Consider the following 23,123-nt stretch of genomic DNA (forward strand, 5'->3'; position numbering starts at 1 on the left):
GACCTGGAGCCGCTCCGGGTCGGCTCGCTCTTCACTCTATATGAACGACAGCATGCCAGGAAAAGACGAACTACTGAATCTCCTGAAACAAAGGGATATACCGTTTTTCTGCGAGGAGCATGATTCGGTGCTCAATATGGCCGAGTCCGGAATGTTGACGCTTTCTCTGCAAGGTGCACGCTGCAAGAATCTGCTCCTCCAGGATAAGAAGGGCCACCACTTTCTCGTAGTGACAACCGCTACGAAGTCGCTAGACCTGTCTGCGGTCGCCGAAGCGCTGGGCAGCAAGCGGCTTTCGTTCGCATCCGCAGACAAGCTCTTCGAGTTGCTGGGGATACGTCCCGGCTCTCTGAGCCCCCTCGCGTTGGTCAATGATGAAGCCAAACGTGTACGACTCGTCATCGATTCGGAACTGGCCGGAGAATCAACGTTTCTGTTCCACCCGCTTGAGAACAATGCAAGTGTCTCGCTTTCTCGAGCTGGATTGGATGATTTCCTCGCGAGCGTAGACCACCCTGCAGACTGGCTGGTCTTCGCTGGACGTGCGTCCGATTAGAGCCATCCATCCGACGTTGGTGATTTTGTCGCCGCGCAGCCGGGGCCTCAAGCCGCTTGCGCCAGTGGCCGTGCCACGTGTCCCGCACTCTGCTTCCTCGGTCTTTTTGTTTGATTCAGCGAGTCAAACGACTCGCTGGTGGCGGTTACGGTATAACCGGCATAGTTCTTGAGCCGGCGCGGAGGGGGTACGAAGCTTTCGGTGTCAATGCGAAGCCGGCTCTTTCTCCGTTCCATGGCCGAGATGCGCGCTAAAACTTCTCTACCCAAGGACGAAGTTCTACCTCCCATGTCCACGCACTACGATGCTGGCGATGGATATGGAGGTATTCCATGGCGATGGCGTCAGGGTTCAACCATTTGTCGCCATTGATGGCATCGTCCGGTTGAGGACGGCTACTCGCGATACCGCCGTCGATGACAAAATGCGCTACATGAATATTTTTCGGAGCGAGTTCTCGCGCCATACATTGGGCCATTCCCCGCAACGCGAATTTGCCCATTGCAAATGGCGTCGAACCGGGTAGACCTTTCACGCTCGCCGTAGCGCCGGTCAGGAGAATGGTGCCGTTGCCGCGGGCCAGCATTCGAACCGCTGCGGCCTGGGCTACGAGAAAGCCACCGATGGCGGTCACTTTGAGCGCATCCTCAAGTTTCTCTGCCTCGACATCTTCGACAGCCGCGCGATAGCGGCCGCTCGCGTTGTACACAACGAGGTCAGGAGCGCCGAATGCGTCTTCTACGTGGTCAAAGAGTGCCTTCACATCGTCCGGCCGACTGGCGTCGCAATTCAAGGCGAGAGCGCCCGTCTCGTCGACGAGGTCCGTCAGCTTGCTGGTATCGCGGGCTGCGAGCGCGACGTGCATACCCTCTGCCGCAAACAGTCGCGCGAGCGAAGCACTCAATCCCTTTCCCGCACCCACAATCAAAGCAGTCTCAGTTCGGTTCACGATTCCTCCGGACCTGGTAGAACCGGTTCGGCCGCACATACCGTGCGTTGCTACCGGTCTCGCTGTGTATCCCGGTGATTCTAAACCGTCGTCTCGAACCGCGTTGGTGCTGAGTAAGGATGGCTGTCAGTTTGCGAGGATGAAGGCTGTAAGGCTGTGCTTATCTCTGGGTAGACCGCAATGCTAAACGTTATTCGCCGATATTGTTAGACGTCCAGGAGACGAAATGATTGCGCCTCTCGCGTGGCGGTTGCCGGTATATCGCAGGTGGCCTGCTGACCGCCAGACTCGTCACACTGGTTAGCCCTGTCCCGGTTATGCCGGCCGTGGTGTGTGCTACCGGCACACCTGGCGCTAACGCGTTGACGGGGTCAGCTCATCGCCGTTCAAGAGCGTGTCGATAAGTGGACACGACACCTTGCCTTTCGACGTCGAACAGCGCCGTACCAGTGTCGCCAACGCGGCTTCCAGCATGGACAAATCCTGGATGCACTGGCGCACATCGACAAGCTTGTGTTCGGCGATAGCGCGCGCGGAGTTGCACGCTTGACCATCGTGCAGAGACAACAGCGCTTCCACCTCATCCAGCGAAAAGCCAAGCGACTGGGACCGCTTGATAAAGCGAAGCCTCGTCAATACGGCTGTCGGGTATCGGCGGATGCCGCCTGGTGGGCGGGGTGGCGCCGGCAGTAACCCGCGACGATGGTAGTACCTCACTGTTTCGACGTTGACCTCTGCCGCTTGAGCCAGCTGTCCGATGGTCATTTCCTGCATGGTGCGCTTGACTCCGTACTCAGGTACGCACCTAGACTAGACTCAACCAGTCCGAAAAGGAAGTGCCATGCGACCTCGCTGGGCCACCACCGGCTCCCTGCTCGCCGGATGTGCTGCGGCATTTGGGGCATCCGCTTGCTGCGCAGGCCCCTTGCTTCTCGTCGTACTGGGAGTCGGGGGCGCCTGGGGCTCGCGCCTGACCGCGTTGCAGCGGTTCCAACCCCTGTTTGTCGCCCTATCCATCGCCTTTTTCGCGGTCGCTTTCCGCAGGCTCTACGCCAGGTCCGAAGAATGCGCGGTGGGCGGAGCCTGCGCGGTGCCTTCGGTGCGACATCGTCAACGCATCATTTTCTGGGTCGTGATGCCGGCCGCGCTCGCGCTGATGTCGTTCCCCCTGTATGCGCCGCTCTTCTATTGAGTACCTGCCATGAAGAAACTGATTGCTGTGCTCGTCGCGACGGCGCTGACCGCATCCACGGCGCTCGCCGAGGGACTTCGCACGGTCACCCTTGACGTCACGAACATGGATTGCGCTGTGTGTCCGATTACGGTTCGCAAGGCACTTGAGAAAGTGCCCGGTGTGACCTCGGCAAAGGTCGACTTCGCGAGCAAACGCGCGGAGGTGGTATTTGACCCGAAGAAGGCTTCGGTCGACGCGTTGACGAACGCCACGGCCGACGCGGGCTATCCGTCTCACGTCAAGCAGGTGCAGTGATGGCTGCAGTCGTGCTGGATTCCACCATCACGTGTTCGGGGTGCGGGCACAGGAAAGAAGAGACGATGCCCACCGACGCCTGTGTGTGGTTTTACGAATGCGAGCAATGCAAGGCAGTGCTTAAGCCAAAACCCGGGGATTGTTGTGTGTACTGCTCGTACGGCACCAGCAAGTGCCCGCCGATGCAGCAGTCTGGCTCCTGCTGCGCGGCCGGGTAACGTGACAACTCGCGACGCGGCCTTGCACAAGTGCGGTCCGGCATCCGACTCGCATCGGCGTTTGGCATTTATAGCAACGGGCCGAGGAATGAAGCTATGCCTCCGACGGAGTGATGTCACGACTGGACACGCCTAGGATACTTTCTGACGCTGCTTCTCACGCCTGTACACATAAAGCGCCGGCAGCAGGTTTGTACTAAGCAGGCCGCTCCAGACCAAACCGCCCAGCGTGACGATGGCCAACCCCTGTTCGGGCGCCGCGCCCTTGCCGAAGCCGAGCGCGGTGGGCAACAGGCCTAGCGACGCGGTCAGGACCGTCAGCAGAATCGGCCGGAAACGCACCTCAACCGCGTCGCGTACGGCGTCGACCACGGAGAGTCCCTGTGCTTCGTTTCGTTTCACCAGTTGCAGCAGCACAATGCCGTGGTTCAAGCTCACCCCAATCAGGGTAAGAAGCGCTATCAGGCCAATGGCATTAAGACCAACGCCGCTCATCGCCAGGGCAATTGCGCCGCCCGAGAACGCCAGTGGCATTTGCAGCAACAGCAGGCTCGGTACGAGCAGGCCATCGAATTGCAGTGTCAGGATGCCCAGCATCAGTGCCAGTGCCACCACCGCTGCGACGCCGACATTCAGCGCAGCACGTTCGAGTTGCGGGTACAGGCCGCCAAACTTCACTTCGTAGCCTGCCGGCAAGGAAAGCGTCGCAAGCGCCTGTCTGGAAGCTGAAATCACCTGCCCGAGAGGGGCGGTAGGTGTTGCCAGTATCTCAACCGCACGGAGTCCGTTCAAATGCCTAATGACGTTGGGTCCGGTTGCCATGCGGACGTCGGCCACGTCGCCCAACGCAACCCAGCCGCTGGCCATCACGGGAATCTGATTGAGCTGTTCGATGGACAGTTGTGTCGGGTCGGTCAGTCTCACAAACACGTCAAGGTGACCGTTGCCTTCGGGAACCGTCGCAACCGTTTGACCGGCCAGCAGGATATGCAGTTGCGAGAAAAGCTGTGCGGGTGTGATGCCATGGAGTGCAAGACCGCCTGGTTTGGGCGTGATTTGCAATTCAGTGATGGGATAGCCGTCGTTGTTGAAGACGTCCGAGAGCTTGGGCACAGCGGCCAGCCGGCGCGTGACTTCCGACGACAGCGACTGCAAGGTTGTGATGGAATCGCCATACACGTCAATGACGAATGGCTGGGGCAATCCGGAAAGCGTCTCACCCACCCGCTCCAGGGTTGGCGTCCCAATCACGGTCTGTACGGCAGGCAGCTTCGATGCGTCCAGAACCTGTTGTCCGATTTTGTCGAGACTGCTCGCGTTCACATCTGGCTTCAGCGCAATCTGAATCTCCCCGGCGTACGCCGGCTCCGTGTAGGACGTTCCCGACGCGGAGCCCACGCGTGAAAACACGTGCGCCACAGGTTCCAGGCCGAGCAATCGGTAAGCGATGCGGTCCGCGGCATCCTGAGCATCATGCAGTGATGTCCCTGGTGGCAGCGTAAAGCTCTCAAGCAGCACTGCCTCGTTGGGCAGCGGCAGGAAATCGACCGGGACCAGCGCGAGGCCAGCGATGGAGACCACGAAGATGGCCACGCAAGTCCAGAGCGAAACCTGCGGGCGACGCAGGGCAAAGTCGAACAGGCGCAAGTTCTGGCTCTTGAGCCACGCGACTGCGCGCGCCCCTGATGTTGCGCGCTTCTCGACGTGAGGTCCGATGAATCCCAGCACGAGCGGAATCAGGCTCAGCGAAATGAGTAGCGACGCAATCAGGCTCACCGTCATCGCCAGAGAAAACGGAACAAAGAACAGTCCCGCCAGGCCGCCCACGAACGCAAGCGGCAGGAATACGGCGACGGTCGTCATCGTCCCGGAAATGTCCGGACCGGCGATGTCCTGCAAACCACGTGCAACACCTTCCCACCGGCCGTCGCCAGCCTCCCAACGGTGGTAGATGCTCTCCAGCACAATGATGGCGTCGTCGGCGAGCAGCCCCACGGCCACTGACAAGGCGCCGAACGTCAGCAGATTCAGCGTTTGTCCGGCCAGATACAGCCCTGCAATACCGAGCAGCAGTGAGAGCGGGATGCTCAAGGCGAGCGCCCATATGCCGCGACTCGCTCCGAGTATCCAGAACAGGACCGCAACGGCAAGTACCGCGCCGATGGCGAGATTCCTGCTCAAATCAGCAGCGACCACACCGACAATATGCCCCTGACTGTAGATACGCACGAAGCGGGCGCCGCCAGGCAGTTGGGGTTCGAGTTCGTGCAGTGTCCTGTCGACCTCGTTGACGACGGGTAGGGTGGAGGCGCCTGGCTGCTTGAAAACGATTAGCGCAATGGTTGGCCTGTTGTCGAGCTTGACCGCGTGATGAGACGGGAGCGCGGACCGGACCACGTCCGCAATCGAACCTAGAGGGACCGTCCCGCCGGGTGTCGCGACAGGCACGCCAGCGTAATCGGAAGGTTTCGTCGGCAGGTTTCGGCCTTCGATGAAAACATCCTGGTGTCCGAGGTCGACATATCCACTCGGCACCATTGCCGTCGTCGCATCGAGCGATGCCGCGAGCGCCGACGCAGAGACGTTGAAACGCTGGAGCTTCGCAACCTCGGGACGTATCCATATCGCGTCCGCGCCCGGGCCGGCCACCGAAACGCGCTGTACGCCCGGAACTGCCCGGATGCGTGGCGCGAGGTTTGATTCCACGATGCGCTGGACCTGCGACGCGTCCACGCCGTCGGGAATCTGGATTGCATAATCCGCGACCTCGTTTATCGCGTTGCCGGAGATTTCCGTGGTAAGGCTCGTGCCCTTCGGTAGAGAACCATTGACGCGTCCGATCACGCCATTGACGTCTTGCAGCGCGGTTGCGGCGGTCGTCCCTTCCGCGAATCGCGCTTCAATCTTGACGGAACCCTGGCCTACGACGGTCCGCACGTCGCTCAGGGACTGGAGCGACGACAGTTCGGTTTCGACGGGCCTTGCAACCAGTCCTTCCAGGTCCAGGGTCGTCGCTCCTGGCAGTTGGGCGACGATGCTCACCTGTGGAAGGTTGAACTGCGGCAGGACTTCAGCGTGAATGTTGAGAAGCGCATAGATGCCGTAGGCAATCAGGGCGGCATACAGCATGACCCAGAGCAGCGGCCGCCTGGCGATATCTTTGAGCATGTTCTTGTCGGCAGAGTGCGTCAATCGGCTTGCTGGTAGCGCGTAGCGAAGTCCTGGTGGAAGAGAAGATAAGCGTCCTGCGTCACGACTCGCTCACCTGGCGCAAGTCCTTGCCTGATTGACGTCCAGCCGCCCTCGGAAGGTCCGGGAATGACACGTCGCCGGTGGTTACCCCCCTTGTCGCGCACCAGTGCCCACCATATTCCGCCGTCGAGAATCAGCGCTGCGGACGGAACGGCCAGGCGTTTGCCGTCGGATGCAGTGAGTGAGACCGTGCCGACTGTCCCTGATATGAGGCTGTGACCGGGCGCGGTGTCAAGCCAGACTTCCAGTTGACCCGGCGCGATAACGCTCCAGGAGGTGCGTTGTACGGATACATCAACGGGCGCACCGGTGCCTTCTTGAAGGAAGACGCCTTTCATTCCCGTCGTGACCGATGCCGCGTCGCTCCCGTAAAGATTCGTGACCACATGAAGACCGCGCGACGATGCCACAGTGACCAGTGCCTGCCCGGTGCTCACGTATTGACCATCGGCGGCGTTGACCCCCGTCACCACACCGGGTTCAGACGTTCCAATCTCGACCAGGCTCGTATAGCTTCCTGCAGCCGCTTGTGCGGCGACGAGCAGCTGGCGCGCGGTGTCGAGCTCGGCGTGAGCGCGGGCGATAGCGTCGCGGGTACTGAGTTGTTCATCAAATTTCTGTTGCTCAATGGCGGCGGCCTGGGTTGTGGCAGACACGCGTATCTGGGCCGACTTCAGGTCGGCCGCGAGGCGCGCGCGCTCCGTCAAAACCATGGGACCAGTCAGATGCGCAATCGTCTGCCCAGGCCGCACCGTTTCGCCAGGAACGACGCGCAAGCCGGAGACGATGCCGGCGGTGGGTGCACTCAGCACGGTGTTGGAGGTCGCCTGCACGCGCGCCGGCGCCGAGACCGTAACCACAACGCGCTTCAGCACCGCAGGCATCGTCACGACGTCCTGCGCGACCGCATGATGACTCGCGACGGACCACGTCACGGCGATTGCGACAAGAATGAGCAACCGGATGGAATTCATGGAAGGTCCTGCTTAAGCGGTCGGTGGTCAATGGCGCTCACGCCAATCAAGGTACAGAGCTCGACCTGCTGCTGAAGTACGGAATTTGCGAGCTTTGCCGTCGCGATGCGCTGTGTTAGCAGCCGGGATTCGAGGTCTGCCAATACCGGCAGTGTTACATCGCCTGCGCCATTGGCGACACGCGCCTGCTTCACCGACGTCTCGAGTGCAGCCTCCGTTGACTGCGCGTTACGGAGCTGTTCACCCAGCAGGCTTAGCTCCGCGCTGATGCCGTCGACAGCGGTGTACGCGTCGTCAAGCCTTTGGCCGTATTCCTGATAGAGACTCTCCCGAGTGGCCCTTTCGACCGCGATATTCCCACGGTTGCCGTTGAACAGGGGAAGCGTCACCGATACGGTAAGACCCGAGGTGTAGATGGCGGACGTGTCCCGGCCTCGCGTGACTCCGATGTCCAGTCGAGGAAACTGCGCGAGAAGTGCCGCGCGATAGCGTTCGTCCTGTTCGGCGTACCCCGCGCGTAGAGCCAGCAAGTCGGGACGGCGCTGTCCGAGGTCGGCGAGCGCACGTAACACCGCTTCCTCCGGGACTTCAAGCGGCTGCGGCGGAACCGCAAGCGCCAGGCGTGTCCCAGGGCGAAGTTCAAGCAGCGTATCGAGTTCCTGTCCCGCCTGGAGGTGCTCCTGGCGCAGCGTAGTCAACTGCTGCACACTGTCGCGGTACGCGGTTTCCGCCTGCACGGCGACGTCTCGCGTCACGTCGGAGCGTGCGAGCGCCTTTTGCATTCGTTCAGCGACACTTTTCTGATAGGCGACCAGTGGCTCGACTTCTCTCTCGAGACGTTCGAGGCTCGCGTTATTGACGTAGAGCGCATAGGCATGATTCGCGACCTGCCATTTCGTCCATTCCACCGCGAGCTGTTGCTTCTCAAGAGCCTTATCTGCCGCTCGCTTTTTCGCTGGGCGGTCAACGATTGCGGACACTTCATAGCTAAGCCCGACCATGAATGCGGGGACGAAGCCCTCCGCACCGGGGCGGTCTGTGCTGAAGCTGAGCGTTGGGTCCGGCAGCAGGCCATCCGCGTATTTTCTGGCGGTGGCGATATCGAACTCGCGTTCAGCACGGTGGATTTCCGGGCTATGCTTGAGCGCACGTTCAACCACCTGGTCCACCGTCAGTGGCGAGGCGGTGGACGCGATGTCATCGGGCCATTGGGGCGTATCTGGAAGGGGCCTTGGTGAATACGCTGCACACCCGCTCAGCGCCAAAGCCAGCGTGACAAACGCGACTCGCGCGGATGCAAATACGCTGCCAGGTCGCCGACCGGTTGCGGGAATCCCGCTTTGCAACCTACTATCGAAAGCACCATGGGTCACGATGGATATCCGATGCAAAAAAACGCTTCGGATACTAATCCGCGAGACTTAGATTTGGCTTAGCACGCTGCTTTCGACCTTGGTGAGACGTATGAGAATTCTTCTCGTGGAAGACGACGAAATGATTGGCAATGCAATCGTCCAGGCATTGAAAGATGCAGCGTATGCGACCGACTGGGTGTGCGACGGCGAGTCGGCAATGGGCGCGTTGTTGGGTCGAGAACATGACGTGGTGCTGCTGGACCTGAATCTGCCGAAACGCGACGGCGTCGAATTGCTTCGCATGATAAGAACGGGCGGCAGCAAGGTGCCGGTCATTATTCTTACGGCCCGAGATACCGTTGAGGACAGAATCGTCGGACTGGACGCTGGCGCCGACGACTACCTTGTGAAGCCCTTCGAAATCAGCGAGCTACTCGCGCGCCTTCGGGCGGTGACCCGCCGACTTGGCGACCACGGCGATACCAGGATGACGAGCGGAAGCCTCACGCTGGACGCTGCTACGCATATCGCGGTGTATGGAAACACCGAATGCCGGCTGACAAGTCGTGAGTTCGCCCTGTTGAGTGCACTCCTGATGAGGCCGGGGACGGTCCTGTCGCGAAACCAGTTGGAACGGAAGCTTTACGCCTGGCAGGAACAGGTCGAAAGCAATGCCGTGGAGGTCGTGATTCACAGCATCCGCAAGAAGCTGGGTGCTTCCGTCATTCGTAACGTACGAGGTGTGGGATGGTTGGTAGACAAGGAAGACAATCACGCTCTCTGACGTTGCAGCTGTCGGTGTGGATTGGCTGTGTGATTGTGGGAGTGGGGGTTGTCGCCTGCGGGTTGTCGTTCGCGTTCGCTTATCAGGAAGCGAGGGAACTGCAGGACGGGCAGCTAACGGAAATCGCTGCGCTGATTGATAGCCGTGCGCTGGCGTTCACCGGGTCTCGCCCGTCGGTTGAGAGTTCCCAGGAAGCGGACGTCAAGGTGGTCATCGACAGGTTGAGCGACGGGATGACGGGAGTCGCCAAGGTCGCTGGACTCCTGATTCCCAAGGCGTTGACCGACGGGTTTCACGACTTGAACAACGGCGGGCAAAGCTGGCGCGTCAACATCCGTACACTCCGCAGCGGCGAGCGTATCGCGGTGGCAGAACCCTCAGCGTTGCGCGACGAAATTGCGCGGGATGGCGCAATGAGAACGCTCATTCCGATGCTTCTGCTGTTGCCGGGCTTAATCATTATCATCGTAGTGATTGTCAGAACGAAGCTGGCGCCTCTCACACGTCTTGCGAGCGTGGTAGACCGACAGACCGACATGTCGCTTGAACCGCTACCTGAAGACGGCATAACCAACGAAGTATTGCCTTTTGTCCGGTCGATTAACCGCCTGATTACGCGGCTGAAGGACGCAATCAGCCATCAGCGCCGGTTTGTCGCGAGCGCTGCGCATGAGTTGCGCTCGCCGCTGGCAGCGTTATCGTTGCAGGCAGGAAATCTCGACGCAATCGTTACATCGCCGGACGCTCGTGAGCGGCTCATGGCCTTTCAATCGGGACTGCGCCGCACTCACAGACTCGTGGAGCAACTGCTCGCACTGGCAAGGTCCGAACAGGGGGGGCTGGAGCGGCCGGCTACGGTATCGCTGCGAGCCGTCGCAACCGAGGTCATCAACGCCACAATTGGCCTTGCCCGCGAGAAGGATATCGACCTTGGCTTCGAGCACTTCGACGAACTTGATGCCGTTGTCGACGTGTCGTCAGTCACGGTGGTGCTGAGGAACCTGGTCGACAACGCGGTGCGATATACGCCAGCTTGCGGGAAGGTAGATGTATCAGTCGTTCATGCGGGAAATGAGGTGATGTTTGAAGTTGTCGATTCGGGTTCCGGTATTCCCGATGAGGAACTCGAGCGAGTGCTGGAACCGTTCTACCGGCTGGACTATTCCATGGTGTCAGGAAGTGGATTGGGTCTTTCCATCGTTTCGGAGATTGCACGTCGGACCGGCGGGCGCCTTGTGCTCGAAAACATCGAAGGCGGATTTCGTGCGCGTTATTTTCAGCCGTTGTACCCGAACGGTCGGTAGGGCACGATGGAGCACGCGTACGCTCACCTCTTGCAACTGCTCGCCGGACACCCGGCATGGACATATGTAGTCGTTTTCCTCGCGGCATTCCTCGAAGCCATCGCCGTGATTGGGACCTTCGTTCCAGGTAGCACCACAATGTTTCTGGCCGGCGCGCTCGTGGGTACGGGGTCGCTCCACCTGGGATGGTTGCTCACATGGGCGATTGCTGGCGCTGTTGCCGGGGACGGCACGAGCTTCTGGCTCGGCAACCGCTACAAGGACAGGATTGTCCAGATTTGGCCCTTCCGGAAACATCCGCAGGTACTCGAGGCGGGACACCGTTTTTTTGAGAAACATGGCGCGAAGAGCGTAGTGTTCGCCCGGTTCATCGGACCGTTGCGGGCGATTGTGCCAGTGGTCGCAGGGATGCTGGGCATGGCCCCGACGCGGTTCTACGCGATGAACGTCCTTTCGGCTTTTCTCTGGGCGCCTGCCCATATTCTGCCGGGCGTGGCTTTCGGTGCATCAGTTCAACTGGCTGGCGCAGTCTCGTTCCGCCTCGTCGTCATCATTTTGCTTCTGGCCGGCACCGTATGGCTGAGCGCCCGCCTGGCCCGTGTTCTCCTCTTGCACGCCAATACGTGGGCAAGCGCGGTCGGCCGCCGTCTGGCTGTCTGGGCGAGTCACCGCAAAGGGTCAGCAGGTCGTCTTGCGCTGCGGATGCTGGACGCTGAACAGCCAGCTATTGGCGGTATCGTAGCGGCATCCCTCGTTGTGCTTCTTTCCGGTTGGCTCTTTTTCGGCGTTCTGGAAGACGTTGTCAGCGGCGACCCGCTCGTGCGGGTTGACGTGTCGGTCTATCAGTTCCTTCAGTCGGTACGCACACCATGGGGCGATGCTGTTCTTTCGGCGCTCGCCATTCTGGGCAGCACCGCTACGCTGGCTGCACTGGTCGTCGTGTCTGTGCTGTGGATAGTGTTGGAGCGGCGGTGGCACACACTCGGCTACTGGCTGATTGCGGTCGTCTTCTCCCAACTGTTGATATTCGCTATTCAGCTTGCCATGCACCGTGGTCCTCCGGGTCTGCCGGCTTCGGTTGCCTACGTTTTTCCGGGCAATCACGTTGCCGTTGCAGTAATTGTGTATGGCTTTCTCGCGTTTCTGCTTGCGCGAAGGGTGAGTAAGCTTGAGGGCGTATTCGTAGTGACGACGAGTGCTGTCATCGTGGTTGTCGTTGCGCTCGCGGGGCTTTACTTCGGCCGATTCTGGTTTTCCGATGCTGTCGGCGGTGCAGCGCTTGCGTTTGTATGGGTGGCCATCGTTGCGCTGGCATCGATGTGGCGGAATCCAGAGGCCCCGCCATCGCGTCGGCTCGTGCCGGTCGTCATTCTTCTGGTCATGTGTGCGAGCGTGGTCGTACAGTTCAATGTCAATCCGGTCATTCCGGCGCCGGGTGCCGTGCGACGCCCGGCACCCGTATTGGTGACGCAAGCGCAGTGGACCGACTCGCTTTCAAGGACCCTGCCGTGCTTTCGCTCCGACATGGCAGGCGAGCAGGGGGAGCCTTTCACGCTGCAGTGGTCTGCGCGCATCGACCAGATAAGAAGTCAACTTCGAAGCCGGGGCTGGGTCGAGGGCGCGGACCTTTCTGCACGCAGCCTGCTTTCCCTCGCTTCGCCCAACGTGGTGGCCATGGCGCTTCCGGTGTTGCCTGAGCTGAACAACGGCGTGCCGTCGTCGCTGGTCTTTACTCGTCCGGGCAACTCACGTGACGAACGCGATGTGCTGCGTTTCTGGCCAAGCGGCTATGCGGTTGAAGGCGAGAACGGCGCGTCACCCGTGCCCCTTTGGGTCGGTTCCCTCGTGCACGAACGGTTGTACCGTCCGTCGTGGCCAATCAACATTCTGCGTGCTGACAACAGGAAAGGGGCGACGCTGGATGCTCGCGACGAGTGGGTCGCAGGCCACGGGGTGGTTGTGGCGGACCAGGTGAATTGTTACGGCATTCCGGTGGCGCTACTGGTGTTACATGACGAATGACCTTCGCGTGGCTACCCTGGCGGTCGCTCCGCCGGACGACCGTGTCAGACGGTCATTCCGAGTGGTGGTTATGTTGATGGTGCGCATGGTCATGCGAGCCGCGAGCGGCTCAAATGGTGGGGTTCCTTTCCCACCGGGAAGGTATCGACCACCTTTTGCGTTGCTTCGTCAATCAGGCTCACGCTCGCGTCGGACGAATTCAGCACGATGACGTTTTCAGCATGAGCGGGAAGCTGAAACGCGAACGTCAAAAGTAAGGCGCCAATAGGGAACCGCATTTCAGCGATCTCCGTGGGACGATGTGGTTACACGTTGACCGTCGGGTGAAATCCTGCTGCCTCAATCACAGCGACCAGACGTTCTGGCGGCAACGCCGAATCGATTTTCACGATTTTGGCAGTGACATCGATGTCGAGCCTCGCTGCCGGGTCGATGTTGGTGACGGCGCGCGTAATCGAGTTGGCGCACCCGCCGCATGACATATCCTTAACCTCGAATTCCATTTTTGCCTCCAGTAGCAAATCAGAACCCTCAGCATGAACCTTCCCATGGCAGGAAGGTCAAGTGCCTGCGTGACGCGTCGGCTGCGGACTGGGTACATCTGCTCGCCATCAGTGCGTGGGTGGGGCTTGTGCTGGTTACGACGTACATTGTTGCGCCACGTTTTTTCAACGCTCCGGGCAGCGACCGCGTCAATAGCGCCGCATATATCCAGTCTTTGTCGGATGCCGCAACGGTTGCGCTGGTTATTCTTTTTGCCACAGGCGCCTATAACGGCTGGCGCGGTGTCAGGTCGCCTGGCGACCTTCTGGAGTCGGGCTACGGACAGATTCTGTTGTTGAAACTCGCGCTGGTGTTCGTGGCTGCAGCCCTCGGAGGACACAATCGTTTCTTCGAGATGCCCAAGCTGCTCGCATCGTTGAAGAATGCCTCCCCAACGTCACCCCTGAAGCCTCTAAAACGCTTTGCCGCCGTGTTGCATATCGAATCGGTGGTACTGGCAGGCGTGCTGGTCGCCGCTGCGGTACTCGTCTCCAGTCCACTACCCGGTTCGTCGTAGTCCGTTCGCTACCGTTTGTTTCTCACGTCCACGCAGATGGTCACCGCCACAGGGTCAAAAAAGGCTGCATCCTGCCTCGATTGACTTCAGGCAAAGGCCATCTTTTACGGGACCCGACAGCACGTCGGGTCCTTTTTTATTTTCCGTGCGTCGTTAGCACGTGAAAACACTGAACTGTCCACCGAGATAACGTCGGACGCGAATCCCCGGCGCGCCATACCGGCGCCAGGCGCCGTGTCCCTTCCGCCCAATCGCCAGTTGGTGCCGGCTGTGTGCGATGAGCGACGCTGGCGGCAAAATCCCCGGAGCAGGGATAAAATTGCTCCGCTATAATCCCAGCCATGAAATTTCTCCGGACATTACTCCTCCTGTTGCTCTGCGCCGCGCTTCCCGTCAGTGGGCTGGCGGCCAGCGGCTTGACAGGAGCATGTCCGATGCAGATGAGCATGGGCTCCGAGGATGGCAGTGCGATGTCTTCGGAAATGCCTGGCTGCGAGACAATGAAATCATCGCAGCCAGGGAAAGCCAAAGGCCTGTTCTGCAAGGTAACGGCGCAATGCCAGCTCGGCAGCCTGTATCACCCGGTATCCCGCACCGAGGTTTCTCGTCCCGCCGGGCTGTCCAGCCCAGTTGTTTTCCATTACGCGCAGTCCCTGTCCGTCCGTGAACCGGGCGGTTTCTGGCGACCTCCCCGCGCCATCTAATCCCTTTGTGACAGGTTCGCCGCGTTTGCGGCGAGGTCGTCCTGCGTCCAGGACGTGGATTCCCGTTGGGACTCCGCCGTTGGGGTTAGAACATGCCTTTAACTATTGGCACGCCGTCATACCGGCGTGCACCACCGCGTGCGCGCACGCTTTTTATCGCGCTAGCTTTGGCGAGTATCGCCGCTCACGCTCAGGAAGCACCCGTCACGCTTGATGCGGCGCTCCAGTCCGCTACCGACCGCTCTGCCGTCATGGGGGCTGCGCAGGCTTCAGTCCGTGCCAGTTCAGAGTCGGCCGTCCGGGCCGGCCAGTTGCCCGACCCAATGCTGAAGGCTGGCGTGGACAACCTGCCGGTGAACGGACCGCAACGGTTCACCATCGGTCAGGACTTCATGACCATGCGCCGTATCGGCATCGAACAGGAATGGGTATCGGGGGACAAGCGCCGGCTGCGGTCCGCATTGGCAAACGACGTAGTGGACCGCGAGCGGGCCGGCTACCTTGCCCAGCTCGCGAACACGCGCCAGCAAACGGCCACGGCGTGGCTGAACGCAGTCTATGCGAAGAAAGCTGTCGCGCTGCAACAGGAACTCGTTGGCCACATGACCCATGAGCTGGATGCGACGAAAGCCTCTTATCGTGGAGCGAAAGCGACTGCCGCCGATGTGATGCAGGCTCAGGCGATGCTGGCGCAGACCCAGGACCAGTTGCTCAAGGCCCAGCAGACGTTTCAGACCGCACTCATCGGCCTGTCCCGATGGATGGCAACGCCCGTTTCTGACGTGACCGGTGACCCGCCGGCGCTACAGTCATACGTATCGTCCCTGCCGCCCGAAGAGCTGCATGAAGTGCAACCGGTGCTCATCGCAGCATCCCGGGACATTGCTGTCGCCGATGCCGACACGGCCGTAGCGAACAGTAACCGCAGCCCCAACTGGACGTGGGAAGTCGCCTACCAGCAGCGCGGCGGCGCGTACTCGAACATGGTGTCGGTTGGCGTCAGCATCCCGCTGCCCATCCATCGCAAGAACTACCAGGACCGGGACGCAGCGGAGAAAGCCGAACTGGGCACCAAGGCGCGGCTGATGTACGAGGACGCGCAGCGTCAGGTCGAAGCGGATATCCGCACGCAGGCGGCAACCTTGGCCAGCGGTCGCGAACGTATCGCGAATCTCAGTCATTCCCTGCTGCCCGCGGCGGACCAACGCGCCCAACTGGCGACTGCTGCGTACAAGGCAGGCACCGGCTCGCTTGCGAACACCTTCGCCGCCAAACGTGCGCAGCTCGACGCCCAGCTTCAGATGCTCGACCTGCAGCGTGACGTATCCCAGACCTGGGCCCAGCTGGAATACCAGGTTGTGCCCGCCTCGATGGCCGTGAGTCAGTGAAGGAGAACAACATGCAAAAGAAACAACTGGCACGTGCGGCGCTTATGACGTTCGTCGCAGCGGTGTTGCTCGGTGCCGGCTATGTCGCCGGCACACATCGTTCGGTGATTAGTGGCGAGAGCGCTGTTGCGGCTACACCTTCCGGCGACAAAATCGACCCGAAGACTGGCCGTAAGGTACTGTACTGGCACGACCCAATGGTGCCGAACCAGCATTTCGACAAGCCGGGCAAGTCGCCTTTCATGAACATGCAGCTCGAACCGGTCTACGCCGATGAAGGCGGCTCGAACGGCATCAAGATTGACCCGGGGTTGCAGCAGAACCTTGGCATTCGCTACGCGACTGTCCGCCGGCAGGAAACAACGGAAGGATTCGACGCGGTAGGGACTACGCAGTTCGATGAGTCGAAAGCTGATGTCGTCCAGTCGCGGGTGACCGGCTACATTGACCATCTTTACGCCAGCGCCCCAATGCAACGCGTAACGAAGGGTGCTCCGATTGCATCCCTGTTCGTTCCAGATTGGCTTGCGCCGCAGGAAGAGTATCTGGCGCTGAAACGTGGCGGCATGAATGACGGCATGCTTGCTGCGTCACGTGCGCGTATGCGGGCGATGTCGATTCCGGACGGCGTGATTGCGAGTCTCGACCGCACCGGCAAGGCGCAGACACACATCACGCTATCCGCACCGGAAACCGGTGTGCTGACCGAACTGAACGTTCGCGATGGTGCGATGGTGTCACCCGGGCAGACGCTCGCGAAGGTCTCCGGGCTCAACAGGCTGTGGCTCGTGGTCGAGGTACCCGAAGCACTGGCTCTCCAGGTTCAAGCAGGCATGAGCGTGGACGCCGTGTTTGCCGGCGACCCGGCGCAACATTTCACGGGACACATCCGCGAAATCCTGCCGGGCATCAGCACAAGCAGCCGCACGCTGCAGGCTCGCCTCGAAATCGACAACGCGGACTTCAGGTTGACGCCGGGGATGCTGATGCGGGCGCGCATTGGTGCCGCGAAAAAAGTATCGCGGTTGCTTGTTCCTTCGGAAGCTGTCATCACGACGGGTAAGCGGTCGATAGTCATCGTCAGGAATCCAGACGGCAGGTTACAACCTGTCCCGGTCACAGTCGGGAACGATGCCGGCGACGATACCGAGGTGAGTAGCGGCCTGACTGAAGGCCAGCAGGTCGTCGCATCCGGCCAGTTCCTGATTGACTCGGAAGCGAGTCTGAAATCCGTTCTGCCGAAGCTCGAAGCAACCGCACCGACCGGTGCGAGCGCGCCGGCTCCCGCATCTGCCGCAGCAGCACCGCAGACCTACGACACCACAGGCAAGGTCGAAAAGGTGACGGCCGGAGACATCACGTTTTCACATCAACCCGTTCCAGCGCTGGGCTGGGGCGCGATGACGATGTCGTTCGGCAAACCATCGCCGACGGCGTTTCCGGACGTGAAGCCTGGCCAGACCGTGCATTTTGTCTTCAGGCAGTCAGATGACGGATACCAGTTGACCAGGGTCGAACCCGTCGGAGGCGCGAAATGATTGCGCGTCTTATACGGTGGTCTATCCACAACCGCTTCCTGGTGCTGCTCGCGACCGTGCTTGTTACGGCGTGGGGCGTCTATTCGGTCACGCAAACACCGCTCGATGCGCTGCCTGACCTGTCCGATACACAGGTCATCATCAAGGCGTCGTATCCGGGTAAGGCGCCGCAAGTCATCGAGGACCAGGTCACGTATCCGCTCACCACGATGCTGCTTGGCGTGCCGGGGGCAAAGACCATCCGGGCGTATTCGTCGTTCGGCGATGCGTTCGTCTATGTGCTGTTCGACGACAGGACCGACCAGTATTGGGCGCGCTCACGCGTGCTCGAGTATCTGAACCAGGTTCAGAGCAGGCTGCCCCAAGGAGCGACAGTCTCGCTTGGCCCGGACGCAACCGGCGTCGGCTGGGTGTACGAATACGCGCTTGTCGACAGGACCGGACAGCACGACCTCGGACAACTGCGCGCGCTCAATGACTGGTTCCTGAGGTTCGAACTGAAGTCGGTGCCAGACGTCTCCGAAGTCGCGTCCATTGGTGGCATGGTTCAACAGTATCAGGTCGTCCTCGACCCGGACAAACTTCGCGCGTACGGCATCACCCAGGCGATGGTGGCCGATGCACTGGGCAAAGCCAACCAGGAGTCGGGCGGTTCGGTGGTAGAGATGGCCGAGTCCGAATATATGGTGCGCTCGTCGGGGTATCTACACTCGCTCGATGATTTTCGGAACGTCGTGCTGCGGACGAATGACACCGGCACACCGGTTCTGCTTGGCGACGTTGCCCGGATTCAAATCGGGCCCGAGATGCGGCGCGGCATCGCGGAACTGAATGGCGACGGTGAAGTCGCGGGCGGTGTCATCGTCATGCGTTCAGGCAAGAACGCGCTGACGACTATCGACGCGGTGAAGGCGAAACTGGCTGACCTGAAGCGTTCACTGCCGGCCGGAGTCGAGGTCGTAACGACCTATGACCGCTCGCAGCTCATCGAACGTGCGGTGGACAACCTGAAAGACAAGCTCATCGAGGAATTCATCATCGTTGGGCTGGTCTGCGCGGTGTTCCTGTTCCACCTGCGCAGTGCGTTTGTCGCGATTCTGTCGCTGCCGCTCGGTGTGCTGGCCGCGTTCATCGTGATGCGTTATCAGGGGGTCAACGCGAACCTGATGTCGCTGGGAGGCATCGCAATTGCCATCGGCGCGATGATTGACGCTGCCATCGTGATGATTGAGAACGCTCACAAGCATCTCGAAGCGTTCGACCATGACCACCCGGGCGAACCAATCACGACCGCACAGCGCTGGGACCTTATCGCGACATCGGCTGCGGAGGTGGGGCCCGCACTGTTCTTCTCGCTGCTCATCATTACCCTGTCGTTCATCCCGGTGTTCTCGCTCGAGGGGCAAGAAGGCAAGCTGTTTTCTCCGTTGGCCTTCACGAAGACCTACACCATTGCCGCTGCTGCCGGGTTGTCGGTGACGCTGGTGCCCGTGCTGATGGGCTATCTGATTCGAGGTCGTATTCCTCACGAGAACTCGAACCCCATCAATCGCGTACTGATTCGACTGTACCGGCCGTTGCTGGAAGCCACGCTGCGGCGGCCGTGGATTGCCATTGGTCTGGCGGTGATTGCACTGGCTGCTTCGGCGATTCCGCTTTCCCAGCTAGGCGGCGAATTCACGCCACCGCTCGATGAAGGCGACCTGCTGTATATGCCGACCGCGCTTCCCGGCATTTCGGCGGAGAAGGCGAGCGAACTGCTGCAGCAGACGGACCGGCTCATCAAGAAAGTTCCGGAGGTGGAGACCGTCTTTGGCAAGTCTGGCCGGGCCGACACGGCCACTGACCCGGCGCCACTCGAGATGTTCGAGACGACGATTCAGTTCAAGCCGCGCAGTCAGTGGCGCCGCGGCATGACGCCGGAAAAACTGGTCGATGAACTGGACCGGACGGTGAAGGTGCCGGGGCTGTCGAACGTCTGGGTACCGCCTATCCGCAATCGCCTTGACATGCTGTCGACGGGCATCAAGACGCCGGTTGGCGTCAAGATTTCGGGCCCGGACCTTACGCAAATCGACAGGGTCGCGAAGCAGGTCGAAACGGCGGTCAAGGATGTTCCGGGGGTGACGTCGGCGCTGGCCGAACGACTAAACGGCGGTCGTTATATCGACGTCGACATCGACCGGCTGGCGGCGGCCCGCTACGGGCTCGCCGTGGCGGACATCCAGTCGGTCGTGTCCTCGGCAGTGGGCGGTGACAACGTCGGCGAGGTCATTGCCGGCCGTGAGCGGTTCCCCATCAACATCCGCTATCCGCGCGAAATCCGGGATTCGCTCGATAAGCTGCGTCGGCTACCGGTCGTCACGGAACGCGGGGCACAAATCCAGCTCGGCGATGTCGCGCACATCACGATTGCCGATGGTCCACCGATGATTCGTAGCGAGAACGCGCGTCTTTCTGGCTACGTCTACGTGGACATCCGTAACACGGACCTGCAGTCGGCCGTGAAAGCGATGCAGCGTGCTGTTGCGGAAAAGGTCGTACTGCCTCCCGGGTACTCGATTGCCTGGTCCGGACAGTTCGAGTACCTGGAGCGCGCGGCGGCAAAGTTACGCACGGTCATCCCGGTGACGCTCGTCGTCATCTTCGTGCTGCTGTTCCTGACGTTCAACTCTGCGGCTGATGCGTTGCTGCTGATGTCGACGGTTCCATTTGCACTCGTTGGTGGATTCTGGCTCATCTGGATTCTGGGCCACGCGGTATCTGTCGCCACCGCAGTCGGATTCATCGCGCTCGCGGGCGTGGCGGCGGAGTTCGGCGTCGTCATGCTGCTGTACCTGAAGGGCGCTTTGAATCGGAGGCTGGAAGGCGGTGAGCTACTGACCGAGGCACTCCTGTTCGATGCGATTCGCGAAGGCGCCGTTTTGCGTGTGCGGCCCAAGGCAATGACAGTTGCGGTCGTTCTGGCCGGCCTGATACCCATCATGGTCGGACACGGCGCCGGCTCGGAAGTCATGCAGCGCATTGCCGCGCCGATGGTCGGGGGTATGGTCACGGCGCCAATCCTTTCGATGTTCGTTATCCCCGCAGCCTGGTTCCTGTTGCAGCGCCGCCGTGCGCGAAAGCTGGGCCATGAGCGGCTTCCTCATGCAGTACCTTCCGGCATGAAAGTGCCATCTATCCAGACTGGAGAAACCCAATGAAGAAGTTAATTGTTACCTCTGTTGCTCTCTGCGCAATTGGCATGTTTGCCGCACCGGCGTTCGCGGGCGATGACATGGCCGGCATGAACATGTCCATGAAGCCTTCGGCTGCAAAGGCGTCACCGAACGCGACGCTCACCGATGCGGAAGTGAAGAAAGTCGACCCGACCACCGGTATGGTCACGCTGAAGCACGGTGCGCTCGAGAACGTCGGGATGCCGCCGATGACGATGGCGTTCAAGGCCAAGGATGCTGCGATGGTCAAGCAGGTTCACGAGGGCGACAAGGTCAAGGTTCGCGTCGAAAGCGTCAACGGGACGCTGACCATCGTGAAGCTGGAAAAGCAGTCTTGATGCGGTACTGATGCTGTACTTGCAGGCTTACCGTGCACGGTGAGCCTGCTTGCATGGATAGAGGTCAGCGATGCAAACGACATCAATCACCGCCCAGCGAGGCATTTGCTATCTGAAAGAGGCGCTCAACCGTGCGTTGCGCGTCGCATTCGCCTTGCTGTTTGTACTGACGTCGCTGGCGGCCCACGCGGTGAACGAGTCCGACTTGCTGCCGCCTGAACAGGCGTTCCCCTTGAAGGTCACGCTCAGTGCGCCACAACTGGTAGCACTCGATTTCGACATACAACCTGGCTACTACCTGTACCGTGACAGGTTCAGCTTTGCGGCTGACGGCACACCGGTAAAGCCGGACCAGATGCCGCCCGGGGAAGTGAAAAACGACCCGACATTCGGAATGGTCACCGTCTACCACCGGCCGGTGCAAGTCCGCATTCCTCTGCCTCGCCCAATAGCGACAAGCGTCGTGCTGTCCGTCACATCGCAGGGATGCGCGGACCTGGGGGTGTGCTATCCGCCGCAGACGCGAAACTATCGGGTGGCGGCCGACGGCTCCGTCACGTCCGTCGCAGTTGGGAACAACGCTGCGGCTGGAGTTACCGAATTCCCGAGCGTTGGCGGGGGCCAGTCAACACCCGTGTCTGGAATCAACCTGCATCCAGCGAACGGCATTTCCTTACCGGAGCTGCTGGGCTTTCTCTTCGCCGGCCTGCTGATTGCAGGCACGGTATGCATGTATCCGCTCATCCCCATCGTAACGGCCGTTATCGGAGGAACCCGGGAACGGCCGTCCCTGGGACGAGGCTTCGCGCTGTCGCTCGCTTATATGCAAGGGCTTGCAATTACCTATGCGGTCGCCGGCACCATTGCAGCACTCATCGGCATCCCGTTGGTGGCCGTGACGCAAAAGCCGTGGGTGCTGGCTGTCTTTGGCCTGCTCATGTTTATCCTTGCGCTCGGGATGTTCGGCCTGTTCAGGCTGCAACTGCCAACCAGCTGGCAAACCCGACTTACCGGCTGGAGCAATCGTCTGCCAGGCGGGCGGATTGTTCCGGTGTTCGTGATGGGTATGCTATCCGCACTGATTGTTGGGCCGTGTTCGACCCCAGCGTTGGCAGGTGCGCTGCTCTATATCGCGAACAGCCGTGATGTCGTCGGCGGAGCACTGGCTCTGTATGTGATGGGCGTAGGAATAGGCATTCCGCTACTGCTCGTCGGCACGTTCGGCGCGCGTATTCTGCCGAGGTCAGGCCACTGGATGGTCGCGGTTCAGAATACGCTGGGCGTAATGCTGCTCGCAGCCGCGTTGTGGTTCGTCTACTCGCTGCTACCAGGCTGGCTATTGATGGTACTGGTCGCGCTGCTGCTGACCAGTTGCGGCATGATGCTCCGCGCCATCGACCCGCTACCGCCTGATGCACCCGGTATTTCCCGTGTGGGAAAGGCTCTCGGCGTATTGCTGCTGGTTGCAGGAGTCGCTGAATTCATTGGTGTTGCATCGGGCAACTTCGACGTTCTGGAACCACTCGGTGGCGTGATGCGCGTGTCGTCATCGACGAGCGGAAACGCGGACGAAAATGCAACCGCGCGGTTTGAAGCGGTACGGACGAATGCCGAGCTGGACCAGGCGCTCAAGGCAGCAAGTGGTCAGCCCGTGATGGTCGACTTCTACGCGGACTGGTGCATCAGTTGCAAGGAACTCGAGCGCTTTACCTTTACCGACTCGCGCGTGGTCAGCGAATTCGCGCACTGGAAGCTACTGCGCATCGATGTGACGAAGAACACTGCAGAGGACACTGCAATGCTGCGGCGCTTTGGTCTCTTTGGGCCGCCGGCCCTGATTTTCTATGACAGGAGCGGGCGGCAACAGCCCGATGCCCAACTCGAAGGATTCGTTGGAGCCGATGCGTTCCTCGCGCATCTGAAGCAATGGGGGCAGTAACGTGAACCTGTACACGAGTTCGACGGTCAGCCGTG

General features: G+C 60.6%; 19 protein-coding genes and 2 pseudogenes. 14 read left to right on the forward strand and 7 right to left on the reverse strand.

Annotated elements, in window-relative coordinates; translation table 11 throughout:
- The first annotated feature begins 40 nt into the window (after positions 1–40).
- Positions 41–556 (forward strand): prolyl-tRNA synthetase associated domain-containing protein, encoded by a 516-nt coding sequence (locus tag P3T16_RS10185; RefSeq protein WP_429342160.1) that lies wholly within the window; start codon positions 41–43, stop codon positions 554–556.
- 250 nt (positions 557–806) lie between these two features.
- On the opposite strand, the gene P3T16_RS10190 is transcribed toward P3T16_RS10185, so the two are convergent.
- The gene (locus P3T16_RS10190) at positions 807–1,505 is read right to left on the reverse strand and encodes an SDR family NAD(P)-dependent oxidoreductase (RefSeq protein ID WP_429342161.1); all 699 of its coding nucleotides are present in this window, start codon (positions 1,503–1,505) and stop codon (positions 807–809) included.
- Between the two features lie 354 nt (positions 1,506–1,859).
- Positions 1,860–2,279 carry an Hg(II)-responsive transcriptional regulator gene (gene merR / locus P3T16_RS10195; protein ID WP_429342162.1) on the reverse strand — a complete coding sequence of 140 codons (420 nt, stop codon included), beginning with the start codon at positions 2,277–2,279 and terminating at the stop codon, positions 1,860–1,862.
- 67 nt (positions 2,280–2,346) lie between these two features.
- Here merR and P3T16_RS10200 point away from each other — a divergent pair, with 67 nt between their 5' ends.
- The 3 genes from P3T16_RS10200 to P3T16_RS10210 are packed head-to-tail and all read left to right on the forward strand — an operon-like array spanning position 2,347 to position 3,212.
- On the forward strand, positions 2,347–2,697 hold the full coding sequence (locus P3T16_RS10200) for a mercuric transporter MerT family protein (protein WP_429342163.1): 351 nt from the start codon (positions 2,347–2,349) through the stop codon (positions 2,695–2,697).
- Positions 2,698–2,706: 9 nt separating this feature from the next.
- The gene (merP, locus tag P3T16_RS10205) at positions 2,707–2,994 is read left to right on the forward strand and encodes a mercury resistance system periplasmic binding protein MerP (RefSeq protein ID WP_429342164.1); all 288 of its coding nucleotides are present in this window, start codon (positions 2,707–2,709) and stop codon (positions 2,992–2,994) included.
- On the forward strand, positions 2,994–3,212 hold the full coding sequence (locus P3T16_RS10210) for a GDCCVxC domain-containing (seleno)protein (protein WP_429342165.1): 219 nt from the start codon (positions 2,994–2,996) through the stop codon (positions 3,210–3,212). Before merP ends, P3T16_RS10210 begins: the two co-directional genes overlap by 1 nt.
- Positions 3,213–3,344: 132 nt before the next feature.
- Here P3T16_RS10210 and P3T16_RS10215 read toward each other — a convergent pair whose 3' ends face one another.
- The 3 genes from P3T16_RS10215 to P3T16_RS10225 all read right to left on the reverse strand — a co-directional run bounded on the left by P3T16_RS10215 (position 3,345) and on the right by P3T16_RS10225 (position 8,607).
- Positions 3,345–6,380 (reverse strand): efflux RND transporter permease subunit, encoded by a 3,036-nt coding sequence (locus P3T16_RS10215; protein ID WP_429342166.1) that lies wholly within the window; start codon positions 6,378–6,380, stop codon positions 3,345–3,347.
- Between the two features lie 20 nt (positions 6,381–6,400).
- The gene (locus P3T16_RS10220) at positions 6,401–7,348 is read right to left on the reverse strand and encodes an efflux RND transporter periplasmic adaptor subunit (protein ID WP_429342167.1); all 948 of its coding nucleotides are present in this window, start codon (positions 7,346–7,348) and stop codon (positions 6,401–6,403) included.
- An 86-nt stretch (positions 7,349–7,434) separates the two neighbouring features.
- Positions 7,435–8,607 (reverse strand): TolC family protein, encoded by a 1,173-nt coding sequence (locus tag P3T16_RS10225; RefSeq protein WP_429342168.1) that lies wholly within the window; start codon positions 8,605–8,607, stop codon positions 7,435–7,437.
- 295 nt (positions 8,608–8,902) lie between these two features.
- Between P3T16_RS10225 and P3T16_RS10230 the strand changes: the two genes are divergently transcribed.
- The 3 genes from P3T16_RS10230 to P3T16_RS10240 are packed head-to-tail and all read left to right on the forward strand — an operon-like array spanning position 8,903 to position 12,903.
- Entirely contained in the window at positions 8,903–9,577 is a 675-nt protein-coding gene (locus P3T16_RS10230; RefSeq protein WP_429342169.1) for a response regulator, read from the forward strand.
- Positions 9,541–10,881 carry a sensor histidine kinase gene (locus P3T16_RS10235; RefSeq protein WP_429342170.1) on the forward strand — a complete coding sequence of 447 codons (1,341 nt, stop codon included), beginning with the start codon at positions 9,541–9,543 and terminating at the stop codon, positions 10,879–10,881. The genes P3T16_RS10230 and P3T16_RS10235 overlap by 37 nt, the downstream gene beginning before the upstream one ends.
- 6 nt (positions 10,882–10,887) lie before the next feature.
- The gene (locus P3T16_RS10240; protein WP_429342171.1) at positions 10,888–12,903 is read left to right on the forward strand and encodes a VTT domain-containing protein; all 2,016 of its coding nucleotides are present in this window, start codon (positions 10,888–10,890) and stop codon (positions 12,901–12,903) included.
- A gap of 110 nt (positions 12,904–13,013) precedes the next feature.
- On the opposite strand, the pseudogene P3T16_RS10245 reads toward P3T16_RS10240, so the two are convergent.
- Both P3T16_RS10245 and P3T16_RS10250 read right to left on the reverse strand, forming a co-directional pair.
- A pseudogene (locus tag P3T16_RS10245) lies at positions 13,014–13,181 on the reverse strand (YncE family protein); the annotation flags it as partial.
- Positions 13,182–13,208: 27 nt separating this feature from the next.
- Complete coding sequence (locus P3T16_RS10250; RefSeq protein WP_429342172.1) at positions 13,209–13,406, reverse strand: heavy-metal-associated domain-containing protein; 198 nt, start codon at positions 13,404–13,406, stop codon at positions 13,209–13,211.
- An 86-nt stretch (positions 13,407–13,492) separates the two neighbouring features.
- Between P3T16_RS10250 and P3T16_RS10255 the strand changes: the two are divergent.
- The 7 genes and pseudogenes from P3T16_RS10255 to dsbD all read left to right on the forward strand — a co-directional run.
- Positions 13,493–13,963 (forward strand): annotated as a pseudogene (locus P3T16_RS10255) (copper resistance D family protein); the annotation flags it as partial.
- A gap of 341 nt (positions 13,964–14,304) precedes the next feature.
- Positions 14,305–14,667, forward strand: coding sequence for a hypothetical protein (locus tag P3T16_RS10260; protein WP_429342173.1), 363 nt, complete (start codon positions 14,305–14,307; stop codon positions 14,665–14,667).
- A 92-nt stretch (positions 14,668–14,759) separates the two neighbouring features.
- Complete coding sequence (locus P3T16_RS10265) at positions 14,760–16,055, forward strand: TolC family protein (RefSeq protein ID WP_429342174.1); 1,296 nt, start codon at positions 14,760–14,762, stop codon at positions 16,053–16,055.
- Between the two features lie 11 nt (positions 16,056–16,066).
- Positions 16,067–17,593, forward strand: coding sequence for an efflux RND transporter periplasmic adaptor subunit (locus P3T16_RS10270; protein WP_429342175.1), 1,527 nt, complete (start codon positions 16,067–16,069; stop codon positions 17,591–17,593).
- Complete coding sequence (locus P3T16_RS10275; protein WP_429342176.1) at positions 17,590–20,796, forward strand: efflux RND transporter permease subunit; 3,207 nt, start codon at positions 17,590–17,592, stop codon at positions 20,794–20,796. Before P3T16_RS10270 ends, P3T16_RS10275 begins: the two co-directional genes overlap by 4 nt.
- Positions 20,793–21,149, forward strand: a complete 357-nt coding sequence (locus P3T16_RS10280) for a copper-binding protein (RefSeq protein ID WP_429342177.1) — start codon at positions 20,793–20,795, stop codon at positions 21,147–21,149. The genes P3T16_RS10275 and P3T16_RS10280 overlap by 4 nt, the downstream gene beginning before the upstream one ends.
- Before the next feature lie 70 nt (positions 21,150–21,219).
- Positions 21,220–23,088: a protein-disulfide reductase DsbD gene (dsbD, locus tag P3T16_RS10285; RefSeq protein ID WP_429342178.1), complete on the forward strand. Its 1,869-nt coding sequence runs from the start codon at positions 21,220–21,222 to the stop codon at positions 23,086–23,088.
- Positions 23,089–23,123: the final 35 nt, after the last annotated feature.

The sequence above is a fragment of the Paraburkholderia sp. GAS42 genome (genome assembly GCF_050436565.1).
Lineage (GTDB): Bacteria > Pseudomonadota > Gammaproteobacteria > Burkholderiales > Burkholderiaceae > Paraburkholderia.